The organism is Arthrobacter sp. P1_D12, from assembly GCF_056406175.1.
On the sequence record NZ_JBFUAR010000005.1, the window covers coordinates 127,441 to 146,139 of the forward strand.

At 68.9% G+C, this 18,699-nt stretch carries 16 protein-coding genes; 9 read left to right on the forward strand and 7 right to left on the reverse strand.

Going from position 1 to position 18,699, the window contains the following annotated elements; all coding sequences use genetic code 11:
• Positions 1–16 precede the first annotated feature (16 nt).
• Positions 17–997, reverse strand: coding sequence for a DNA-3-methyladenine glycosylase family protein (locus tag AC1DZV_RS05040; RefSeq protein WP_028276982.1), 981 nt, complete (start codon positions 995–997; stop codon positions 17–19).
• 164 nt (positions 998–1,161) lie between these two features.
• On the opposite strand from AC1DZV_RS05040, the gene AC1DZV_RS05045 reads away from it, so the two are divergent.
• The gene (locus tag AC1DZV_RS05045) at positions 1,162–1,590 is read left to right on the forward strand and encodes a VOC family protein (RefSeq protein ID WP_476950152.1); all 429 of its coding nucleotides are present in this window, start codon (positions 1,162–1,164) and stop codon (positions 1,588–1,590) included.
• A 34-nt stretch (positions 1,591–1,624) separates the two neighbouring features.
• Here the strand turns inward: AC1DZV_RS05045 and AC1DZV_RS05050 are convergent, their stop codons facing one another.
• Positions 1,625–2,818, reverse strand: coding sequence for an ArsB/NhaD family transporter (locus tag AC1DZV_RS05050; RefSeq protein WP_476950151.1), 1,194 nt, complete (start codon positions 2,816–2,818; stop codon positions 1,625–1,627).
• Positions 2,819–2,910: 92 nt separating this feature from the next.
• On the opposite strand from AC1DZV_RS05050, the gene AC1DZV_RS05055 reads away from it, so the two are divergent.
• The 6 genes from AC1DZV_RS05055 (at position 2,911) to AC1DZV_RS05080 (ending at position 9,782) form a co-directional block, all read left to right on the forward strand.
• A complete protein-coding gene (locus AC1DZV_RS05055; RefSeq protein WP_476950150.1) occupies positions 2,911–4,296 on the forward strand; it encodes a cystathionine beta-synthase in 1,386 nt (461 codons plus the stop codon).
• A gap of 17 nt (positions 4,297–4,313) precedes the next feature.
• Entirely contained in the window at positions 4,314–5,522 is a 1,209-nt protein-coding gene (locus tag AC1DZV_RS05060; RefSeq protein ID WP_476953152.1) for a cystathionine gamma-synthase, read from the forward strand.
• An 84-nt stretch (positions 5,523–5,606) separates the two neighbouring features.
• The gene (locus AC1DZV_RS05065) at positions 5,607–6,128 is read left to right on the forward strand and encodes a winged helix-turn-helix transcriptional regulator (RefSeq protein WP_243181135.1); all 522 of its coding nucleotides are present in this window, start codon (positions 5,607–5,609) and stop codon (positions 6,126–6,128) included.
• Positions 6,125–7,486, forward strand: coding sequence for an MFS transporter (locus AC1DZV_RS05070; RefSeq protein ID WP_476953153.1), 1,362 nt, complete (start codon positions 6,125–6,127; stop codon positions 7,484–7,486). The genes AC1DZV_RS05065 and AC1DZV_RS05070 overlap by 4 nt, the downstream gene beginning before the upstream one ends.
• A 108-nt stretch (positions 7,487–7,594) precedes the next feature.
• Positions 7,595–8,953 (forward strand): glycosyltransferase 87 family protein, encoded by a 1,359-nt coding sequence (locus tag AC1DZV_RS05075; protein ID WP_476950146.1) that lies wholly within the window; start codon positions 7,595–7,597, stop codon positions 8,951–8,953.
• Positions 8,954–9,020: 67 nt separating this feature from the next.
• Entirely contained in the window at positions 9,021–9,782 is a 762-nt protein-coding gene (locus AC1DZV_RS05080; RefSeq protein ID WP_476953154.1) for an SDR family oxidoreductase, read from the forward strand.
• Between the two features lie 90 nt (positions 9,783–9,872).
• Here AC1DZV_RS05080 and AC1DZV_RS05085 read toward each other — a convergent pair whose 3' ends face one another.
• The 5 genes from AC1DZV_RS05085 to AC1DZV_RS05105 all read right to left on the reverse strand — a co-directional run bounded on the left by AC1DZV_RS05085 (position 9,873) and on the right by AC1DZV_RS05105 (position 15,205).
• The gene (locus AC1DZV_RS05085) at positions 9,873–10,355 is read right to left on the reverse strand and encodes a hypothetical protein (protein WP_476950144.1); all 483 of its coding nucleotides are present in this window, start codon (positions 10,353–10,355) and stop codon (positions 9,873–9,875) included.
• A 292-nt stretch (positions 10,356–10,647) separates the two neighbouring features.
• Complete coding sequence (locus tag AC1DZV_RS05090) at positions 10,648–11,850, reverse strand: acyl-CoA dehydrogenase family protein (RefSeq protein ID WP_476953155.1); 1,203 nt, start codon at positions 11,848–11,850, stop codon at positions 10,648–10,650.
• A 9-nt stretch (positions 11,851–11,859) separates the two neighbouring features.
• Entirely contained in the window at positions 11,860–13,398 is a 1,539-nt protein-coding gene (locus AC1DZV_RS05095; protein ID WP_476953156.1) for an APC family permease, read from the reverse strand.
• The gene (locus AC1DZV_RS05100) at positions 13,395–14,606 is read right to left on the reverse strand and encodes a glutathionylspermidine synthase family protein (protein ID WP_476953157.1); all 1,212 of its coding nucleotides are present in this window, start codon (positions 14,604–14,606) and stop codon (positions 13,395–13,397) included. The genes AC1DZV_RS05095 and AC1DZV_RS05100 overlap by 4 nt, the downstream gene beginning before the upstream one ends.
• A gap of 2 nt (positions 14,607–14,608) precedes the next feature.
• Positions 14,609–15,205: a Tat pathway signal protein gene (locus AC1DZV_RS05105; RefSeq protein ID WP_476953158.1), complete on the reverse strand. Its 597-nt coding sequence runs from the start codon at positions 15,203–15,205 to the stop codon at positions 14,609–14,611.
• Positions 15,206–15,391: 186 nt separating this feature from the next.
• Between AC1DZV_RS05105 and AC1DZV_RS05110 the strand changes: the two genes are divergently transcribed.
• On the forward strand, positions 15,392–16,045 hold the full coding sequence (locus AC1DZV_RS05110) for an MOSC domain-containing protein (protein WP_459385436.1): 654 nt from the start codon (positions 15,392–15,394) through the stop codon (positions 16,043–16,045).
• A 390-nt stretch (positions 16,046–16,435) separates the two neighbouring features.
• On the forward strand, positions 16,436–18,565 hold the full coding sequence (locus AC1DZV_RS05115) for a DEAD/DEAH box helicase (protein WP_476953159.1): 2,130 nt from the start codon (positions 16,436–16,438) through the stop codon (positions 18,563–18,565).
• Positions 18,566–18,699 lie beyond the last annotated feature (134 nt).

The following is an 18,699-nucleotide window of genomic DNA, read 5'->3' on the forward strand; positions in this document are numbered from 1 at the left end:
GGCGTTGCTCCTGAGGTCAGTGGCCGCGGTGGTCCTGGATGGTCATGCGCGGGCCAAATGTCGGTTTCCGGAAGCCGCTGAGCCCGATCATCCGGACCACCCGCTGCCGGTGCCCCGCCCATGGAGCCAGCAGCCTGAGCATGCCGGCGTCGTCTGTCCGGCGGCCGGTCAGGGCGGCGCCCACGTAGGCCGCAAGGTGGTAGTCGCCGACCGAGATCGAATCCGGGCAGCCGTGCGTGCGCTGCACCACCTCCGCCGCCGTCCAGACCCCGATTCCGGGCAGGGTCTGCAGCTTGGCCGCCGCCTCCGCGGCGGGGAGGGCGGCGAGCCGTTCCAGCGCGGCGGCCGAACGCAGCGCCCGCATGACGGTTCCCGACCGCTGCGGGCCCACGCCGGCCTTGTGCCATTCCCAGGACGGGATGTGCAGCCACTGCGCGGCCGTCGGCTGGACCAGCAGATTGGCCGGCGCGACGGTGCCGGCGCCCGGCGCCGCCGTCCCGAAGCGGTACATCAGATAGCGGTATCCGCGGCGGGCCTCGATAACGGTGACCTTCTGCTCCAGGATCGTCGGCACCAGTGAATCGATCATCCTGCCGGTTGCAGGCAGCCGGATCGCGAGGTTCCGGCGTCGGGCTTCAACCACCATGCGCGGGAGGGTGGCGTGGAATGCGGGCTCGTCGAAGCCGGACCAGTCGTCGTCGCTCCCGAGCATGCGCGGGACGGAATCGACGGCGTCCCCCGCTCCGGGACCCCAGGCCTGCGCGTCCACGGCAGGGTCAGCCCGCGTCCCGGCCGTTGCCAGGCGCAGCGTGGCCGGACCGCGGGGCGTCGTGAACGCGAACCAGATCCCGTCCGGGGCGGTGCGGATGGACGGGTCGCCGTGGCCGCGCAGCAGCGTGCCGATGGTTTGCATCAAGTCGAACGGGCCGCCTGGGTGCCACCGCAATGAGGCGTCCGCCGCGGCGGCAATGCCTGCGGGGGCGTCTGCAAGGCTCATTCGAACATGTTCCCACGGCCCGCTGACAGCAGCGGCATCGGCGGCAACGACGCAGGGGCCGTAGGGCCCTTAACCTCCCGCGCTGCCGGGGCTAAAATCCGGCTGTGGCGTGGTGTGTCCGCGCCCGCCTCTTGGCCCCGAATCCTTGTTCTTAGGAGAGTGTGATGGCTGGTGGAGTGGTACATTTCGAAATCCCCGCAGACGACGAGGGCCGCGCACGGGAGTTCTACAGTTCGGCGTTCGGCTGGGAGGTAAGCCAGGTGCCGGAGATGAGCTACACCATGATCAAGACGACGCCGACGGATGCCAACGGCATGCCCTCCGTACCGGGTTCCATCAACGGTGGCATGTTCCGCCGCGAAGGCGACCTCACATCCCCGGTGGTCACGGTGGACGTCGACGACATCGACGCGGCGTTGGAGAAGATCAATGCCCTGGGCGGCAGCACCGTCTTACCGCGCGAGGCAATCGGCACCATGGGTTGGGCCGCCTACTTCCGGGACACTGAGGGCAATGTGGTCGGCCTCTGGCAGAACGCCCCGCGTGAGGGCGGCGCCGGGGCAGCGAACGCCGGGAATGACATCGGCGCCTGACGCGCCGGGCACGCCGGCCCGCAGTGCATCCACCTCACTGCATCCCGGTGGTGAGCCACAGCGCCACGACCGCCAACGGGACGGTGAGGACGACGGCGGCCACGCCGGCGAGGGCGAAGCCTCCCCAGCGGATCTCCACGTTCAGGGAGCGGAGCCGCTCGTGCCACAGCAGCGTGGCCAGGGACGCCCAGGGGGTCACCAGCGGGCCCAGGTTCACGCCGATCAGCAGGGCCGCCAGCCGGGCCGGGGAGCCGCCCACCGGTTCCAGGGCCAGGTAGGCGGGGAGGTTGTTGACCGCGTTGGCTGCCCCGGCGCCCAGGCCGGCGAGCTGCAGGAGCGCCGGCAGGCTCTCGCCCGTGCCGGCGATCCCGGTCAGGAACTGGGTGAGCCCGTTGGCGTGCAGGGTCTCCACCACCATGAACAGCCCGGACGTGAGCATCAGCGGGCGCCAGGGAATCATGGACCAGCGCAGGACGGAGCGCCGCCGCCAGAGGAAAAGCAGGAGCAGCGCCGCCGCCGCCGCGAGCGCCGGGATCTGCACCGGAACCCCGGAGACAAGCGCCGGGAGCAGGACCACCATGACCCCCGACGCCGAGTACAGCAGCACCCGGTCCCGGACCTTATGGACGGGCTGGGGGCCGTAGGTGCCGCGCAGGTCCTTCCGGAACGCCAGCCACAGGAGCACCAGCGGCACGAGGATGCCCACCAGGGCCGGGGCCCACACGAGCGAAGCGAACGCGGCGGGGCTGAGGTTGAGCCGCTCCTGCGCGAGCAGGTTGGTCAGGTTGGAGACCGGCAGCAGCAGCGAGGCCGTGTTCGCCAGCCATACGGTGGTCAGCGCGAACGGCAGCGGCGGAATACGGGCGTGAATGGCCAGCAGCACGACGACGGGAGTCACCAGCACGGCCGTCGTATCCAGCGACAGGAACACCGTGGAAACGGTGGCGAGGGCGATGGCGAGGAACCACAGCAAGATGACCCGGCCGCGGCCCAGGGAGGCCAGCCGCTCGGTGACGACGCGGAAGAGCCCGGCCTCATCCACCAGTTCGGTGACAAGGGACATCGCGACCACGAACGCCAGTATCGGCACGGTGCGTGCTGCCAGCGCCTGGAAGGCGGGGACCGGCAGGAGCCCGGACACCAGCGCCGCGCACCCGGCCAGCAGCATGCCCGCGGGCAGCGCATAGCTCCTGAACTTCTTCAGCCGGGCGATCCTCTTCACCGCCATATCCTCGCACCTTTCAGAGCAGTGGCAGTGCCGTGGCAGCGCCGTGGCCGCGCCGACGTGCCCGCCGCGCCGGAGACGGTAACTTTGTACCTATGAAGTACGCCCCGTCCGTCCTGGACCTCATTGGCCATACGCCGCTCGTCAAACTCAACCACGTGACCGATGGCATCGCAGCCACGGTCCTGGTGAAGCTCGAATACCTGAACCCCGGCGGTTCGATCAAGGACCGCATTGCGGTCAAGATGATCGAGGAGGCCGAACGAACGGGCCAGCTCCTGCCCGGCGGCACGATCGTGGAGCCCACCTCGGGCAACACCGGCGTCGGTTTGGCGCTTGTGGCGCAGCAGAAGGGCTACCGCTGCATCTTCGTCGTGCCGGACAAGGTCGGTGAGGACAAGCGGGCCGTGCTCCAGGCCTACGGCGCGGAAGTGGTGGTCACGCCCACCGCCGTCCCGCCGGACAGCCCGCAAAGCTACTACGGCGTCTCCGACCGGCTCGTCACCGAAATCCCCGGCGCCTACAAGCCGGACCAGTTCTCCAACCCCGCCGCCCCGGCCAGCCACTATGAGACCACGGGCCCCGAGATCTGGCACGACACCGACGGACGCATCACCCACTGCGTGATCGGCGCCGGGACCGGCGGCACGATCACCGGCACCGGCCGGTACCTCAAGGAAGTCTCCGCCGGGCGCCCCGGGGCCGAGGGCGGCGTCGTGAAAATCATCGGCGCGGATCCCGCCGGCTCGGTGTACTCCGGCGGCACGGGACGCCCGTACTTTGTCGAGGGCGTCGGCGAGGACATGTGGCCGGCCAACTACGACAAGTCGGTCCCGGACGACGTCATTGCCGTCAGCGACGCCGACTCCTTCGCAATGACGCGCCGGCTGGCTCGCGAGGAAGGCCTGCTGGTGGGCGGGTCCTCGGGCATGGCCGTCGTGGCCGCCATGGAAGTCGCCAAGGACCTCCCGGCCGACGCCGTCGTCGTGGTCATCCTGCCGGACTCCGGCCGCGGCTACCTGGCCAAGATCTTCAACGACCAGTGGATGCGCTCCTACGGCTTCATGGCCGGCGGGGACGAGGCATCGGTTGGCGAGATCCTCAAGGCCAAGACCGGTGAACTCCCGGACCTCGTCCACATCCACCCGAACGAATCCGTCCGCGACGTCATCAACATCATGAACGAGTACGGCGTCTCGCACATCCCCGTCCTGTCCCAGGAGCCGCCCGTCGTCATGGGCGAGGTGCTGGGCGCCGTGGACGAACGCACCCTCACGGCCAAGCTCTTCCGCGGCGAGGCCAAGCTCTCGGACAAAATCTCCGAACACATGGAGGCCCGGCTTCCCGTGATCGGCTCGCTCGAATCGATCTCGACCGCCCGCGAACTCCTCTCCGACGCCGACACCCTCATGGTGACGTTTGTCGGCGCCCCGGTAGGGATCCTGACCCGCCACGACCTCCTCGCGTACCTCAGCAACTGACCAGTTCAAGGAGTCCCATGTCTGTGCCTGAAAACCCGTCCTCGAAAAACCAGGGTTTCAACACCCGCGCCATCCACGCCGGCCAGGCGTTTGAGCCCCGCACCGGGGCGGTGGTGCCCCCCGTGCACTTCTCCTCGACCTATGCCCAGGACGGCATCGGCGGGCTGCGGGCCGGTTACGAATACGGCCGGGGCACCAACCCCACCCGTGACTCGCTGCAGGAGCAGCTGGCGGCCCTGGAAGGCGGGAGCGCCGCTTTCTCCTTTGGCTCCGGCCTGGCCGCCGAGGACTCGATGATCCGCGCCCTCACCCGCCCCGGTGACCACATTGTGCTCGGCAACGATGCCTACGGCGGCACGTACCGGCTCATCAGCCGGGTCCTGGGGGAGTGGGGCATCGGCAACACCCCGGTGGACATGTCCGACCTCGACGCCGTCGCGGCCGCCGTCGCAGCAGGCGGCGCGGCCGACGGTGGCGGCAAGACCCGCCTGGTGTGGGTGGAGACGCCGTCGAACCCGATGATGAAGATCACTGACATCGAGGCGCTCGCGAAGGTGGCGCACGACGCCGGCGCGCTCCTCGTGGTGGACAACACCTTCGCCTCGCCGTACCTGCAGACCCCGCTGGCCCTCGGCGCCGACGTGGTGGTGCATTCCACCACCAAGTACATCGGCGGGCACTCCGACGTCGTCGGCGGCGCGATCGTGGTCAACGACCCGGACCTCGCCGAGAAGATCGGCTTCGTGCAGTTCGCCGTCGGCGCCGTGTCCGGGCCGATGGACGCTTTCCTCACCACCCGCGGGCTCAAGACCCTCGGGGTGCGCATGGACCGGCACAGCGACAACGCCCAGGCCGTGGCCGAATGGCTGCTGGAGCGCCCCGAAGTGGAGGCCGTGCTCTACCCGGGCCTGCCCACCCACCCCGGCCACGAGCTGGCCAAAAAGCAGATGAAGAAGTTCGGCGGCATGATCTCCGTGCAGTTCAAGGGCGGCGAGGCCGCGGCCCGCAAGGTGGCCGAATCGACCTCAGTGTTCACCCTGGCGGAGTCCCTGGGCGGGATCGAATCGCTCATGAACTACCCGTCCGAAATGACGCACGCCTCGGTCAAGGGCACGGAACTGGCGGTCCCGGTCAACCTGATCCGGCTCTCGTGCGGCATCGAGGACGTGGAGGACCTGATCGCCGACCTCGACGCCGCGATTTCCTCCCTGGCCGCCGACGACTAGCTGCGCCGGCAGCCAACCCCGGCGACCGCGCCATTCCGTCGGGCCACCCTAGCTTTCTCTAAGAGAGTCAGCTAGGGTGGCCGCATGGCACTTCGATCCGACTGGTCCCAACGGACCTGCAGCATGGCCCGCGGCCTCGACATCCTGGGCGATCCCTGGAGCGTGCTCGTCCTGCGCGAGGTGTTCTTCGGCAACGGCCGCTTCGATGCCATGAAACAGCGGCTGGGAGCGGCCGATTCCGTGCTCACCAAGCGGCTCGCCGGGCTCGTCGCCGCCGGGCTCCTGGCCCGGAGGCCCTACGACGACGGCGGCCGCACCCGCCAGGAATACGTCCTCACCGCCATGGGCGAAGACGCCCTCCCGGTGCTCAACGCCGTCGTGATCTGGGCCGAAAAGCATCTCCCGGCGCCGTCCGGGCAGGCACACATGTTCGTCATCCACAGCGGCTGCGGGGAGAGGACCTCCTCGGCTGACACGTGCACGGCCTGCGGGGAACCGCTGACGGCCGCCAACACGAGCTGGCACAGCCTCTCCCGCACTGCGGACCCCGTGCCGCTGGCCTCGGCCGGCACCGGGACCCCTGTCCAGAACGGAACCGCCGCATGAATGCCCCCGAAACCACCGTGACCCCGGCGCCGGTCCGCCGCCGCATCCACCCGGCGTGGACCGTCGCCGCTGTGGCTTTCCTCGCGCTGGTCGGCGCGGCCGGGTTCCGGGCGGCCCCGGGTGTGCTGATGGTGCCGCTGCAGAACGAGTTCGGCTGGTCCACCACCGTGCTCTCCGCGGCGGTCAGCATCAACCTCGTGCTTTTCGGGCTCACGGCACCGTTCGCGGCAGCGCTCATGGAACGCTTCGGCATCCGCGCAGTCACGGCCGTGGCCCTGATGCTGATCGGCGCCGGCAGCGCACTGACGGTCCTCGTGACCCAGTCCTGGCAGATCCTGCTGACCTGGGGGCTGCTGATCGGGCTCGGCACCGGGTCCATGGCGCTGGTCTTCGCCGCGACCATCGCCAACACCTGGTTCGCCAAGAGCCGCGGCCTGGTCATGGGCATCCTCACCGCCGGCAGCGCCGCCGGACAGCTCGTGTTCCTGCCCTTCATCGCCGCCCTTGCCCAGGACCCGGGCTGGCGGCAGGCCTCGCTCCTGATCGGTGCCGGCGCGCTGGCCGTGGTGCCGCTCGTGCTGATGTTCCTGAAGAACTCACCGGCCGACGTCGGCGTGCTGCCCTACGGAACGACGCCGCCGGCCGCCGGCCCGAACGCCGGCACGGAATCCAGCGGGCCCGAACCGACAGGACCGGCCGCCGGGCAGGAAGAGCAGGAGCCCCGCCGGAACGCCGCGGTCCGTGCCCTGCAGGTCCTCAAGCGGGCCAGCAAAGTGCGTACCTTCTGGGCCCTGGTGGCCGGCTTCGCGATCTGCGGCGCGACCACCAACGGGCTGATCGGCACCCACTTCATCCCCTCCGCCCACGACCACGGCATGCCCGAAACCACCGCGGCGGGCCTGCTCGCCGTCGTCGGCCTCTTCGACATCATCGGCACCATCGCCTCCGGGTGGCTCACGGATCGCTTCAACCCCCGGATCCTGCTCGCCGTGTACTACCAGTTCCGCGGGATCGGGCTGCTGGTCCTGCCGCTGCTGCTCAGCGCCACCGTCCAGCCCAGCATGATCGTGTTCGTGGTCATCTACGGCCTGGACTGGGTCGCCACGGTGCCGCCGACCGCCGCGATCTGCCGCCAGGTGTTCGGTGCCGACGGGAGCGTCGTGTTCGGCTGGGTGTTCGCGGCCCACCAGYTCGGCGCGGCCGCCGCGGCCCTGGCTGCCGGGGCGGTCCGGGACGCCACCGGCCAGTACACCTACGCCTGGTTCGCCGCCGCTGCCATGTGCACCATCGCCGCCGTCATCAGCGCCACCATCCGCAAGGACGCCCGGAAGCCGGAGTCCGTCCCGGTCCCGGCGTAGCTGTTCTGTAGACTGACCCGACAGCGAGGGCGCGTTTGCGCCGCCCTGGACGGAACCGACCAAACGGCCAGCGCCTACATCAGCAGCCCGATGGGGGAGTACATGTCAGTGCCCGTTTCAGACCGCAGCCCGGTGCGGTATTCACCCTTCCCGCACCTGTTCCGGCTCTCCGTCATCCCGGCCATCGCTGCGGTGGCCTACTTCATCTGGATCTCGCTCGGAGTTTGGGGCAAGCACGGCCTGGACTTCAGCGTCTACTGGTACGGCGGCAAAATCCTCAACGACGCCGGCGCGGCACCCTCAGCGCTGTATGCGGGCAACGTGGACTGGGCCGGCGGACCGGCGCTGATGTTTACCTACCCGCCGTTCGCCGCCATCGTCTTCGGCCTCTTGGCCAGGCTGCCCCTGCCGGCGGCGCTGACCCTGTTCAACGCCGCCGGCGCCGGGGTGGCGATCCTGGCCGCGGTCCGAACGGTCCGGTACTGGAACGCGAAGACCTCCTGGCGCGACACCTTCCGGGCACCCGGCAACGGCTGGGCCGCCGCCGTCCTGGTCCTGGCGGTGCTGAACCTGGGTCCCTGGCGCGAGACCCTGGTGTTCGGCCAAATCAACGCCCTGCTGATGGGCCTGATCGCCGTGGACCTGTTGGCCCGCAACCGGCGCTGGTCCCGCGGTTTCCCCGGCAGCGGCTTCCTGGTGGGCGTCGCCGCCGGCATCAAGCTGACGCCCCTGGTGTTCGGGCTCTACTTTCTGGTCCGCAAGGACTGGCGCGGACTGGGCAACATGGCCGCCGGCTTCACCGCCACCGTGGCGGCCGGCTGGCTGCTCCGGCCCGCCGAATCCCTGCAGTTCTGGCTCCAGATGCTGCCCGACACCTCCCGGATGGGGGGAGCAGGCTATGTGGACAACCTGTCCATTAAGGGCGCCCTGCTGCACTTCGGGGTCCCGGAAGCGCACGTCACCGTGCCGTGGCTGCTGCTGAGCCTGGCGGTTGTGGCCGTGGGCGCCGCAGTGATCAAGGCAGCCAGCGATCAGGGTGCCCGCGTCGTGGCCGTATCGGCGACCGCGCTCACCATGCTGCTGATCAGCCCGGTCTCGTGGTCCCACCACTGGGTGTGGGTCGCGGCGGTCTTTCCGGCTTTCGCCTGGACCCTGCGGGAAGCTCCGCGCCGGTACGTCGGGATGCGCTGGACCATGGGCGGCGTGCTGGGCCTGTCGATCCTCGTATTCCTGTTCTCGCCCAAGACCATCGGTACGGCCCTCGGCGCCGAAAACCTCGACATCCAGACGCCAGGGGTGTGGATCATGGCCTCCAGCGCCGGCGTCTTCTGCGCCCTGGCCCTGCTGGTGTGCTGGCTCGTGGCCCTGCGGCGGGATCCGCTGGGGCCGGAGCCGGACCTTGCCCCCGAGGCGGTTGCCGAGCGGGACGTCCGGGCCGCCGTCTCCACTTCCACAGCCTCCTTGTAGGCACCGCACTTAGCGGGCCCCGCACTTAGCAGGCGCCGCGGCGGCCGCCACCGCTAGGCTGTTCGGCATGAGCTCACCCGACGGACGTAAGACGGCCCTTGTCACCGGGGTCGGCCGGCTCGCCGGAATCGGCGCAGGCATCGCCCGCCGCCTCGCCGCGGACGGCTGGGACCTCGTGCTGACGTACTGGCAGGACTACGACGCCCGGATGCCGTGGGGAGTCCAATCGGACGACGTCGAACGCCTCACCGCCGAGCTCCAGGCGATCGGCGCTGCCGTTGTGGCGCTGCCGGCGGATTTCCAGGACCCGGACGCCGTGGACCGGCTGATGTCCGCCGCCGCGGCGGAGGCCGGAACCCTGCAGGGCCTGGTGCTCAGCCACGCAGAATCCGTGGACTCCTCCATCCTGGACACGTCCCTGGAGAGCTTCGAGAGGCACTTTGCGGTCAACACCCGGGCCAGCTGGCAGTTGATTGCCGCTTTCGCCCGGCAGGCCGGTCCCGACGGCGGCGCCATCGTGGCCCTGACCAGCGACCATACCGCTTTCAACCTGCCCTATGGGGCATCAAAGGGCGCCCTGGACCGGATCGTGATCGCCGCCGCCCGCGAACTCGCCCCGCTCGGGATCAGCGCCAACGTCCTGAACCCGGGGCCGGTGGATACCGGGTGGATGGATGTGCCGCTCCGTGACGAACTGGCCCGCCGGCACCCCGGCGGCCGGCTGGGCACACCGGCGGACGTGGCCGGCACCGTCGCGTTCCTGCTCTCGCCCGAGGGCCGCTGGATGTCCGGGCAGCTGGTCAAGGCCGACGGCGGATTCTCCGCCTGAGCCGCTGGGACCCCGGTGACGCTCTGATTCATGGATCGTGTGTGGTCTTTGGGCAGCGTCCGGTGGCGGCCGGACCCGGTCCGCCGGCGCTCAGCCGGCGGTCAGCAGGGCGAGGGCGGTTGCCAGTTCAGTGGCGGCGCCGTGGAGGAGGCGGGCCGTCTCCCGTGCCCGGGTCTTGCGTCCGGACTGGAGGTCGGCATCAATGAGGCCGGCGATGAGTTCGAGCCGGCACGCACCGGCCTTGGATGCGGACCAGGACAGGCTTTGGGCGGCCAGGCGCGCGCCCTCCCAGTCCCCGACGGCCAGGGCCTGGTGAATCTTTTCGACCCGGTGGGGAAGCATGAGCTGGAATGTGCTGACGAAGTCGTGGAACTTCCACGATTGGACCGTCCCCATGCTCTCCTGAAGCCGGTCGCGGTCCAGGACGAGTGCCGCGCTGATGCGGGCCCGGTGCCGGTGGGGTCCCTGGTCGGAAGCGGAACTGTCCTGGCCGTCCCCGCCCGCGCCGGCAGTGGCGTGACGTGCCGGAAAGAAACGAAGTGTCCACGCGGCTGGCTTTGCGTTGAGACTCATGATGTCCCCCTTTACTTGGCAGCCCGTTCCGCCCGTCGGGCACGCAGGGTGTTCAGCTCCTGTGTCTGGGACGGGCGGGACGACATCGGTTCGACCGGCCAGAGAAGAAGTGCCGTGGGCTATTTGGCTGCCTCTGCTCCGGTGGCGATGGCACCACTGTACGAATGCGCCCCCGGGAGAACACGGGTGTTGGCTACCCGAAAACCCAGCAGTCACCACTTGCATCACTGGCCTCATCCGTATCGCGTGAGGAGCGGACACGGAAGCACTGCCGCGAAATACCCCGCGGCTCTCAGCGGAACGCGGGGAGGCCCGTGATGTGCTGGCCCAGGATCAGGGTGTGGACCTCGTCAGTGCCCTCGTAGGTCCGGACGGATTCCAGGTTGGCGGCGTGCCGCAGCGGGGAATGGTCCAGCGTGATGCCGTTGCCGCCCAGAATCGTGCGCGCCTCCCGGGCAATGCTCAGCGCCTCCCGCACGTTGTTCAGCTTGCCGAGCGAGATCTGCTCCGGACGCAGCCTGCCGGCGTCCTTGAGCCGGCCCAGGTGCAGGGCCAGGAGCGTGCCCTTCTGGATCTCCAGGACCATGTTCACCAGCTTTTCCTGCGTCAGCTGGTACCCGGCCAGCGGCTTGCCGAACTGCAGCCGCTCCTGGGAGTAGGCCAGCGCGGCCTCATAGGAATCCCGCGCGGCGCCCATAGCTCCCCACGCGATCCCGTACCTGGCCTCGTTGAGGCAGGAGAAGGGACCCCTCAATCCGCGCGCCGCGGGCAGCAGCGCCTCGGGGCCCAGCCGGACGGCGTCGAACGTGATGTCGCACTGGATGGAGGCGCGCATCGAGAGCTTCTGCCCGATCGGCGTCGCGGTGACGCCCGCGGTGCCGGCGGGGACGAGGAAGCCGCGCACGCCGTCGTCGGTCATGGCCCACACCACCAGCACGCCCGCCACCGAGGCGAGCCCGATCCAGCGTTTCGCGCCGTCCAGGATCCAGCCCGCGTCCTCGCCGGAGCCGTCGCGGCGGGCGAAGGTCTTCATCGAGGCAGGATCCGAGCCGGCCGTGGGCTCGGTCAGGGCAAACGCGCCGATCAGTTCGCCGGCGGCCATCCGGGGGAGCCACTCCTGCTTTTGGTCCTCGGAGCCCCACTTGTGGATGGCCGTCATGGCGAGGGAGCCCTGCACGGAGACGAACGTGCGGACGCCCGAATCGCCGGCCTCGAGTTCCATCGCCGCCAGGCCATATTCGACGGCGGAGCGGCCGGGGCAGCCGTAGCCCTCCAGGTGCATGCCGAGCACGCCGAGCTCGCCAAGTTCCGGGGCGAGCTCGAGGGGGAACACGGCGTCCTCGTACCAGCCGGCGATGCCCGGCCGGATCCGCTGGTTCGTGAAATCGCGGACGCGCTCGCGCACGGTGCGCTCCTCCGCGCTCAGCAGGGAATCGATGGCCAGGACATCGGAGACGTCGGAAAGGTCATTGTTCATGCCAGCTTCGTTGCTCATGCCAGCATCCTACGGCCGCACCTGCAGGGGCGCGCCGGCGGCGGGGTGGTGCTGCAGGAAGTAGCCACGCGTGGACGGCGCGAAACGGCAGACGGCGGCCAGCGCAACGCCCAGCCCCAGGAGCAGCACGCCGCTGATGAAGGCCCCGCCGACGCCGAAGATCTGCGTATCACCGTAGTCCGGATCCCACATCTGCACCGCCGAGACGAAGAATGCCGCAGTCAGCATAAGGGCGCCGAGCAGGGGCATGACGCCGCGGAACCAGAAGTTCCGCGCCGAGCCGCGCAGGGTCGCGCGGAAGTACCAGACGCACGCAAAGCCGGTCAGGGCGTAGTAGAACGCGATGAACAAGCTGATCGACGTGATGGAATCGGAGAGCAGGTTCTCGCTCAGGAGACTCATCAGGACGTAATAGGCGACGGCCGCGGCCCCCATGACCTGGGTGGAATACCCCGGCGTCTGGTTGCGCGGGTGGACCTCGCCGAACCTGCGCGGCACGGCTCCGTGCACGCCCATGGACAAGGTGCCGCGGGCCGTGGGAAGGATGGTGGTCTGGGTCGAGGACAGCACCGACGCCAGGACGGCGACGACGATCAGCCAGCCCCAGGGGCCCAGCACCACGTCCTTCATGGCCAGGAAGACATCGTTCTGGTTGGCCTCGTTGCCCAGCCCAATCCCTTCCGTGCCCACCGTGGCATACATCATCACCAGCAGGGCCACAGAGACGTAGATCGCCACAAGGACAAGCGCGGAAATGACGGCGCCTCGGCCGGGCGTGGTGGCAGGGTTTTCGGTCTCCTCGTTCACCGCGAGGCAGGTGTCCCAGCCCCAGTAGATGAACAGGGCCAGCAGGGCTCCGTGCACCACCGCGCCGGGATCGGCGAACGCACCGGCGGGGTTGAACCACTCAAGGTCGAAGGCTTGGCCAGGGGCCGCGCCGGGCACCGCGCCCGCGATCCGGAAGATGATTGCCATCGCGAAGATGCCCAGCGAGAGGTACTGCACGTAGGTCAGGACCCGCTGGACATGTTCCCCGAGGCGGATGCCGCGGTAGTTCACGAAGGTCATGAACACGATGAACAGCACACCGGTGGCGGTGACCACGAGGCTGTTCCCGGCCAGCGAACCGTCGCCGATCAGCAGCCACAGGTACTGCCCGGCGACCTGGGCGAGGTTGGCCAGGACCACGACGCCGGCCAGGGCCACGCCCCACCCGCCCAGCCAGCCGGCCCAGGGACCGAACGCCCGGCGGGCCCAGATGAAAGTGGTCCCGCAGTCCGGCATGGCGCTGTTGAGCTCACGGAAAGCGAAGGCGATGAAGAGCACGGGCACGAAGCCCAGCAGCAGGATCAACGGGGTGTAGTTGCCGTTCACCGCCACGATCAGTCCCAGGGTCGCCGCGAGCGAATAGACCGGCGCGGTGGAAGCCAGCCCCAACATGACGGAGTCTCCGAGATCCAGGATCCCGGCGCGCAGTCCCTTGGCCGGAACTGCCGCGGGACCCCCGGGGCCGCCGGCCGTGGTCATCGTCGTGGTTCCGGTGCTCATAGGGCAATACCTGCCTTGCTGGAGTGGGCCTGGTTCGAGGCCGGGGCGGGCGCGTCAATCGTGTTGGGCACGAAGCGGCAGAAGTAGTCGGTGATGGGCCCGTCCGACTCGCGGATGCCGCAGCCGACCGATTCGCCGTCGACCACCCAGAGGCCGAGCACGGGGCGGTTGCCGTCGAAATCGGGAAGGGCATGGAACTGCTGGTAACACCAGCCTTCCCGGCCATAGTCGCCGGGCTGTTCGAGGTCGATGCCGGCGGCGTGGATCCTGATGTTGTCCCCTTCCCGGCCGTGCAGCGGCTTGGCCACCCACTCCGTGAGCGGCCCGGGACCGTCAAGATAGGCCGGAAGCAGGTTGGGGTGGTCCGGGTAGAGGTGCCAGAGCGCCGCGAGCAGGGCCTTGTTGGACAGGAGCATCTTCCAGGCCGGCTCCACCCAGCGCGGATTGTGGGCGCGCTGCAGCAGCCGCTGCCCGAACGGCTCCTTCATCATCAGTTCCCAGGGGTAGAGCTTGAACATGGTGCTGATCATGAAGTTGTCGAGGTCCACGAAGCGGTTGAGGTCCGGATCCCAGCCGATGTCGGACATGTTGATGCCGATGGTGGTCCAGCCGGCCTGGCTCGCGACGTCCCGCATGTAGGCCGCCGTCATCCAGTCCTCGCCGGATTCTTCCGCCTCGGAGTGGACGACGTGGAGGGTGCTCATGCCGGTGCGGTACTGCAGCCTCTTCCACTGCCGGATGAGGGCTTCATGGATGCCGTTCCACTGGTCCTTTTCGGGAAGGACGTCCTGCAGCCAGAACCACTGGGCGACGGCGGCCTCAATGAGTCCGGTAGGGGTGTCCGCGTTGTACTCCAGCATCTTGGCCGGGCCGCCCCGGCCGTCGTAGACGAAGTCGAAGCGGCCGTAGACGTCCACATCGCCGGCCTGCAGCGATGCAGCCGCCAGTTCCATGGCCTGCGGCCCGATCCCGATGTTGCCCATGGCCCCGGTGGCGAGGAACTTCGCGGCCTCGAGGCACATGCGGTGCATGTCCTCGGCGGCCTTTTCGAGGGTCTCCACTTCGTCCATGGTGAATTCGTAGTAGGCGCCTTCGTGCCAGTACTCGACGTTCGTGCCGTCGGGCAGGGTCGTGGTGGAGAAGACGAGGCCTTGTGCTTCAATCCGCTGTTTCCAGTCCGGCCGCGGCGCGGATCCCAGTCGTTTCATCCCTAGCCCCCCGTGCTTCCGCCCTTGGCGCTGCCGCCGAAGCCGCCCCTGCTGACCGTGCCGCCCTTGGCGCTGTACCCCGTGGACGCCTTGGCCCCGGTGGGAACTGTCCTGCTGTAGCTGGGGTAGCCCGACCGGTTCTGGCCCAACCCGGGCACGCTGGCGCCGCGGGAGTAGAAGTACCAGGCGTAGATGCCGGAGCTGCGGCCGTCCGTGCTGCTGTTGTTGCACTGGGCATCATCGACCCGCTCGCCGGTGCCGTCGTTGAAGCACACCTGGGCGTAGTCGGCCTCGTCCTCGTTGCTGGCCACCATGGCGGTGATCGTGCCGGCCAGGAGCGCCGTGACGCCCAGCCCGACGACGACGGTACGGCGCTGCGAACGCTTCTTCCGCGCCGCCGCGGCCGCCAGGCCGCGCTCGCGTTCCAGGGCGAAGGGGTCAACCACGGCGGGGGCAGTGGCGTCAGCCGGAAGTCCCGGCGGCGCGGGCTGGCCGGGCTGGTTCTGCAGCTCGGGCCGGAGCTCCGGCTGTGGAATCTGCCACGGAGGCTGCTTCCGGTCCTGCCGTGGACTGTCCGGGTGCTCGTCGTTTCGGCCCAAATGTGTCCCCTCACGTCTGGCCGCAGGGTATCCCGCGGAAGGCTTGCGTGCTTTTCCCGACGCCAGCCTAACCGGCCTCCGGATCCCGGGCGATGGAAAGGGCGTGCCGTGTCTGCGGCGGGCGCGTGGGAAGCGTGCCGGCGCTGAGTCCGGGCCGCGGGCACGCCGCAGGCCTACACTGGTGCCATGGAAACCGCATCCGTGCTTGCTGTCTGCAGGGTTCACCAGCTGCTCGATGATCCCGGCAGCGTCGGGGTCACCGCGATCGACAAGCGCCCCGTGGACGGACCGGTGAAAGTCCACAAACTTGGCCTGCGCGGTGATATCCAGGCGAGCAGGATCCATCACGGCGGCGAGGACCAGGCACTCTACGCGTACTCGCAGGACGACGCCGACTACTGGGCCGGCGAGCTCGGCCGGGACATGCCAGCGGGCATCTTCGGCGAAAACCTGCGGATCACGGGCCTCAACGCCTCCAACGCCGTGATCGGCGAACGGTGGAAGGTCGGACTGGACGTCGAGGTGGAAGTCACCTCCCCGCGCATCCCCTGCGCCACCTTCCAGCGGCGGATGGGCGAGCCGCACTGGGTCCAGCGGTTCACCGAGGCCGGCAGGGTGGGCACCTACCTCCGCGTGGTCCGGACCGGCAGCATCGAGGCCGGAGACCACATCCACCGGCTCTTTGTCCCTGCCCACGGCGTGACAATCGCCAAGTGGTTCACCGATCCCACCCTGGAGGACATGGAGGCCCTGCGCGACGCCGACGCCGACGGCCAGATCCGCCTGCAGCCCGAGTACCACCAGAGGTTCGAGCAACTGCAGCGGAGGCTCGGGGTCTAGGCGTGGGGAGCCGGTGTGCGCAAGCTCACCAGCCCCCGTCGGCCCCTCAATTACCACTGTTCCGCTCCATGCCCTACACTTGAAATATCCCCCACTCCGGAAATCCCTTATTCCTGCCCAATTCTTGAGGCAGGACTGGCAAGTGTTGGGGCCCGCAAATGTGATGCGGGCATTTTCATAGGGAGAGCCGGCAAAAGAAAACGCTGTACAGACTGCTGGGATAGCAGCCAAGAGATGCAGCGGGAAGTCCTGCCACGGGATTGCGAAAGCGCCGGACTTCTATGTGACCCGCCGGTCAACCGTACGCCCGGCAATTCGTGTCACGCGTACTGCGGCTCCGCTCACCTCGGGTTGTGCCGCTTGGCCCCTATGGATGAGGAAATTTCACCTATGCCCGAAAATCAGAACAACTCCGTCGACACCGAACTCGCCACCGAGAACACCCAGGCCGACGTCGAGACTTCTGAAACGGCTGCCCCCGCAGCCGGCTCCGCCCCGGAATTCACCGAGGCTCCTGCGAACGTTGTAGCACCGGCGGCCGAAGCTGCCCCGCAGGCTGACACCAAGACCGAGCCCATTTCCGCCCCGGCCAAGGACGAGGACGCCGAGGAAGAAGGCGTCAAGTTCGTAGACCTCGGCATCGATGGCCGTGTCCTGGCCGCCCTGCAGGACGTCGGCTACGAGAAGCCGTCCCCGATCCAGGCAGCAACCATCCCGCTGCTGCTCGAAGGCCGCGACGTCGTGGGCCTGGCCCAGACGGGTACCGGTAAGACTGCAGCATTCGCAGTACCGGCACTGTCCCGCCTGGCCGAGCTCCACGACCTCAACGGCCCGTCCCGCAAGACCCAGGCCCTGGTGCTGGCCCCCACCCGTGAGCTCGCGCTCCAGGTTGCCGAGGCCTTCACCTCCTACGCCAAGCACATCGACGACTTCACCGTCCTGCCGGTGTACGGCGGCTCCGCCTACGGCCCCCAGCTCGCCGGCCTGCGCCGCGGCGCCCAGGTTGTTGTCGGTACCCCCGGCCGCGTCATCGACCACATCGCCAAGGGTTCCCTGGACCTGTCCGAACTCCAGTACCTCGTGCTGGATGAGGCCGACGAGATGCTCCGCATGGGCTTCGCCGAAGACGTTGAGCAGATCTTCCAGCAGACCCCCGCGGGCCGCCAGGTTGCGCTGTTCTCCGCCACGATGCCGAGCCAGATCCGCCGGCTCTCCAAGCAGTACCTGAACAACCCGGCCGAGGTGCAGGTCAAGTCCAAGACCACCACGGGCGCCAACACCCGCCAGCGCTACCTGCAGGTCATGGGCCCGCACAAGCTCGATGCGCTGACCCGCATCCTCGAGGTCGAAGAGTTCGAGGGCGTCATCGCCTTCGTCCGCACCAAGATGGCCACCGAGGACCTCGCCGACAAGCTGCGCTCGCGCGGCTTCCAGGCTGCCGCCATCAACGGCGACATCCCGCAGCAGCAGCGTGAGCGCACGGTCGAGGCCCTGCGCGACGGCAAGATCGACATCCTGGTCGCCACCGACGTCGCCGCCCGCGGCCTGGACGTCGAGCGTGTCAGCCATGTGGTCAACTACGACATCCCGCACGACACCGAGTCCTACGTCCACCGCATCGGCCGCACCGGCCGTGCAGGCCGTTCCGGCGACGCGATCCTGTTCATGACCCCGCGCGAGAAGTACCTGCTGCGTTCCATCGAGAAGGCAACCCGCCAGCCGGTGGAGCAGATGCACCTGCCCACGGCCGAGACCGTCAACACGCTGCGCCTGGGCAAGTTCGCCGAGCGCATCACGGAGACCCTCGCGTCCGAGGACGTTGCAGCGTTCCGCGACCTGATCTCCTCCTACGAGGAAGAGCACAACGTGCCGGCCTCGGAAATCGCCGCCGCACTGGCCGTCATGGCCCAGGGCGGACAGCCGCTGCTGGTCAAGGAACTGCCGGCAGCGCCCGAGTTCCAGAAGCGCGAGCGCTCCAAGGACGGCTTCGGCTCCCGCGGCCCGACCCGCACCCTGACCGAGGGCAACGCCACCTACCGGATCGCCGTCGGACGCCGCCAGCGCGTCATGCCGGGTTCCATCGTTGGCGCCATTGCCAACGAAGGCGGCATCTCCTCGGCCCAGATCGGCGGCATCGACATCCGCTCGGACCACTCCCTCGTGGAGCTCCCGGCGGACCTGAGCGCCGATCAGCTCAAGGCACTGTCCCGCACCCGGATCGGCGGCGAGCTGATCCACCTGGAGCTCGACAACGGCCGTAAGCCGGCCGGGGACCGCGGTTCCTACCAGGGCAACCGCGGCGGCGACCGCGGTGGAGACCGTGGCGGCTACTCCGGCGGCAGCGGCAACTTCAAGGGCAACGGCGGCTTCAAGCGCGAATTCCGCAAGGGCGACGGCGAGCGGTCCTCCGCTGACCGTGGCGGCCGCTCCTACAGCGAGCGTTCCGAGCAGCGCACCTTCGGCGCGGACACCCGCAAGCCCCGCACCGAAGGCGGCTTCAAGCCCCGCAACAAGTGGTAACCACTAGCACCCTCTGAGAACGGGCCGGCTCCCTGAGCCGGTCCGTTCTTGTTTAAGCATTCCGGCCCCGTGTTCGCTTCGTCACAGCGGCGGCCGCCGAGTGGTCCCGGGAGCCGGTTCGGCCCCCCAGGACC

What these genes read in the sequence shown, in the direction of transcription:
- AC1DZV_RS05040 (WP_028276982.1), bottom strand. Translation starts at nt 997, where the DNA reads ATGAGCCTTGCAGACGCCCCCGCAGGCATTGCCGCCGCGGCGGACGCC.
- AC1DZV_RS05045 (WP_476950152.1), top strand. Translation starts at nt 1,162, where the DNA reads ATGGCTGGTGGAGTGGTACATTTCGAAATCCCCGCAGACGACGAGGGC.
- AC1DZV_RS05050 (WP_476950151.1), bottom strand. Translation starts at nt 2,818, where the DNA reads ATGGCGGTGAAGAGGATCGCCCGGCTGAAGAAGTTCAGGAGCTATGCG.
- AC1DZV_RS05055 (WP_476950150.1), top strand. Translation starts at nt 2,911, where the DNA reads ATGAAGTACGCCCCGTCCGTCCTGGACCTCATTGGCCATACGCCGCTC.
- AC1DZV_RS05060 (WP_476953152.1), top strand. Translation starts at nt 4,314, where the DNA reads ATGTCTGTGCCTGAAAACCCGTCCTCGAAAAACCAGGGTTTCAACACC.
- AC1DZV_RS05065 (WP_243181135.1), top strand. Translation starts at nt 5,607, where the DNA reads ATGGCACTTCGATCCGACTGGTCCCAACGGACCTGCAGCATGGCCCGC.
- AC1DZV_RS05080 (WP_476953154.1), top strand. Translation starts at nt 9,021, where the DNA reads ATGAGCTCACCCGACGGACGTAAGACGGCCCTTGTCACCGGGGTCGGC.
- AC1DZV_RS05085 (WP_476950144.1), bottom strand. Translation starts at nt 10,355, where the DNA reads ATGAGTCTCAACGCAAAGCCAGCCGCGTGGACACTTCGTTTCTTTCCG.
- AC1DZV_RS05090 (WP_476953155.1), bottom strand. Translation starts at nt 11,850, where the DNA reads ATGAGCAACGAAGCTGGCATGAACAATGACCTTTCCGACGTCTCCGAT.
- AC1DZV_RS05095 (WP_476953156.1), bottom strand. Translation starts at nt 13,398, where the DNA reads ATGAGCACCGGAACCACGACGATGACCACGGCCGGCGGCCCCGGGGGT.
- AC1DZV_RS05100 (WP_476953157.1), bottom strand. Translation starts at nt 14,606, where the DNA reads ATGAAACGACTGGGATCCGCGCCGCGGCCGGACTGGAAACAGCGGATT.
- AC1DZV_RS05110 (WP_459385436.1), top strand. Translation starts at nt 15,392, where the DNA reads ATGGAAACCGCATCCGTGCTTGCTGTCTGCAGGGTTCACCAGCTGCTC.
- AC1DZV_RS05115 (WP_476953159.1), top strand. Translation starts at nt 16,436, where the DNA reads ATGCCCGAAAATCAGAACAACTCCGTCGACACCGAACTCGCCACCGAG.